This window comes from Neobacillus fumarioli NBRC 102428, assembly GCF_001591485.1.
In the GTDB taxonomy this organism is placed as follows: Bacteria; Bacillota; Bacilli; order Bacillales; family Cytobacillaceae; genus Neobacillus; species Neobacillus fumarioli.
Genome location: NZ_BCUZ01000195.1, coordinates 1 through 3,016 on the forward strand (window position 1 = coordinate 1; position 3,016 = coordinate 3,016).

Sequence of the window (3,016 nt, forward strand, 5' to 3'; positions counted from 1 at the left end):
TTCGTTCTTTGAAAACTAGATAATCGTAGAAGAAACCAAGCAAGAACCGAGTAATAGCTTATTTAGGTTTTAAACCTTTTAGGTTAAGTTAGAAAGGGCGCACGGTGAATGCCTTGGCACTAGGAGCCGATGAAGGACGGGACTAACACCGATATGCTTCGGGGAGCTGTAAGTAAGCTTTGATCCGGAGATTTCCGAATGGGGAAACCCGCTGCTCGTAATGGAGCAGCATCTTTACCTGAATCCATAGGGTAATGAAGGCAGACCCGGGGAACTGAAACATCTAAGTACCCGGAGGAAGAGAAAGCAAACGCGATTCCCTTAGTAGCGGCGAGCGAAACGGGAACAGCCCAAACCGAAAGGCTTGCCTTTCGGGGTTGTAGGACACTCAACATGGAGTTACAAAGGAACGGGGTAGATGAAGCGGTCTGGAAAGGCCCGCCATAGAAGGTAACAGCCCTGTAGTTGAAACTTCGTTCCCTCCTGAGTGGATCCTGAGTACGGCCGGACACGTGAAATCCGGTCGGAAGCTGGGAGGACCATCTCCCAAGGCTAAATACTCCCTAGTGACCGATAGTGAACCAGTACCGTGAGGGAAAGGTGAAAAGCACCCCGGGAGGGGAGTGAAAGAGATCCTGAAACCGTGTGCCTACAAGTAGTCAGAGCCCGTTTACGGGTGATGGCGTGCCTTTTGTAGAATGAACCGGCGAGTTACGATTGCATGCAAGGTTAAGTCGAAAAGACGGAGCCGCAGCGAAAGCGAGTCTGAATAGGGCGATTTTCAGTATGTAGTCGTAGACCCGAAACCAGGTGATCTACCCATGTCCAGGGTGAAGTCCAGGTAACACTGGATGGAGGCCCGAACCGACGCACGTTGAAAAGTGCGCGGATGAGGTGTGGGTAGCGGAGAAATTCCAATCGAACTTGGAGATAGCTGGTTCTCTCCGAAATAGCTTTAGGGCTAGCCTCACGTGCAAGAGTCTTGGAGGTAGAGCACTGTTTGGACTAGGGGCCCTCATCGGGTTACCGAATTCAGACAAACTCCGAATGCCAATGACTTATCCGTGGGAGTCAGACTACGAGTGATAAGATCCGTGGTCAAAAGGGAAACAGCCCAGACCGCCAGCTAAGGTCCCAAAGTATACGTTAAGTGGAAAAGGATGTGGAGTTGCTTAGACAACCAGGATGTTGGCTTAGAAGCAGCCACCATTTAAAGAGTGCGTAATAGCTCACTGGTCGAGTGACTCTGCGCCGAAAATGTACCGGGGCTAAACGTATCACCGAAGCTGCGGGTGGACACCGATGGTGTCCGCGGTAGGAGAGCGTTCTAAGGGCGTTGAAGCTAGACCGTAAGGACTGGTGGAGCGCTTAGAAGTGAGAATGCCGGTATGAGTAGCGAAAGATGAGTGAGAATCTCATCCACCGAATGCCTAAGGTTTCCTGAGGAAGGCTCGTCCGCTCAGGGTTAGTCGGGACCTAAGCCGAGGCCGAAAGGCGTAGGCGATGGACAACAGGTTGATATTCCTGTACCACCTCTTAATCGTTTGAGTGATGGGGGGACGCAGGAGGATAGGGTAAGCGCGCTGCTGGATTAGCGCGTCCAAGCAGTTAGGCTGGCAAGTAGGAAAATCCGCTTGCCGATAGGCTGAGCTGTGACGGCGAGGGAAATATAGTACCGAAGTTCCTGATTCCACACTGCCAAGAAAAGCCTCTAGCGATGATTTTAGGTGCCCGTACCGCAAACCGACACAGGTAGGCGAGGAGAGAATCCTAAGGTGAGCGAGAGAACTCTCGTTAAGGAACTCGGCAAAATGACCCCGTAACTTCGGGAGAAGGGGTGCTCATCGAGGTGCATAGCCTTGATGAGCCGCAGTGAATAGGCCCAGGCGACTGTTTAGCAAAAACACAGGTCTCTGCGAAGCCGCAAGGCGAAGTATAGGGGCTGACGCCTGCCCGGTGCTGGAAGGTTAAGAGGAGGGGTTAGCATTCGCGAAGCTCTGAATCGAAGCCCCAGTAAACGGCGGCCGTAACTATAACGGTCCTAAGGTAGCGAAATTCCTTGTCGGGTAAGTTCCGACCCGCACGAAAGGCGTAACGATCTGGGCACTGTCTCAACGAGAGACTCGGTGAAATTATACTACCTGTGAAGATGCAGGTTACCCGCGACAGGACGGAAAGACCCCATGGAGCTTTACTGCAGCCTGATATTGAATTTTGGTACAGCTTGTACAGGATAGGTAGGAGCCGTTGATGCCGGAGCGCCAGCTTCGGTGGAGGCGTCGGTGGGATACTACCCTGGCTGTATTGAAATTCTAACCCGCACCCCTTATCGGGGTGGGAGACAGTGTCAGGCGGGCAGTTTGACTGGGGCGGTCGCCTCCCAAAGAGTAACGGAGGCGCCCAAAGGTTCCCTCAGAATGGTTGGAAATCATTCGCAGAGTGTAAAGGCACAAGGGAGCTTGACTGCGAGACCTACAAGTCGAGCAGGGACGAAAGTCGGGCTTAGTGATCCGGTGGTTCCGCATGGAAGGGCCATCGCTCAACGGATAAAAGCTACCCTGGGGATAACAGGCTTATCTCCCCCAAGAGTCCACATCGACGGGGAGGTTTGGCACCTCGATGTCGGCTCATCGCATCCTGGGGCTGTAGTCGGTCCCAAGGGTTGGGCTGTTCGCCCATTAAAGCGGTACGCGAGCTGGGTTCAGAACGTCGTGAGACAGTTCGGTCCCTATCCGTCGCGGGCGCAGGAAATTTGAGAGGAGCTGTCCTTAGTACGAGAGGACCGGGATGGACGCACCGCTGGTGTACCAGTTGTCTTGCCAAAGGCATCGCTGGGTAGCTATGTGCGGAAGGGATAAGTGCTGAAAGCATCTAAGCATGAAGCCCCCCTCAAGATGAGATTTCCCATAGCGCAAGCTAGTAAGATCCCTGAAAGATGATCAGGTTGATAGGTCAGAGGTGGAAGCATGGCGACATGTGGAGCTGACTGATACTAATCGATCGAGGACTTAACCAA

The 3,016-nt window shown here is 53.0% G+C and carries 1 rRNA gene; it reads left to right on the forward strand.

The window, feature by feature from the left end:
* Positions 1–81: 81 nt before the first annotated feature.
* Positions 82–3,016, forward strand: a 23S ribosomal RNA gene (locus tag BFU02S_RS15335).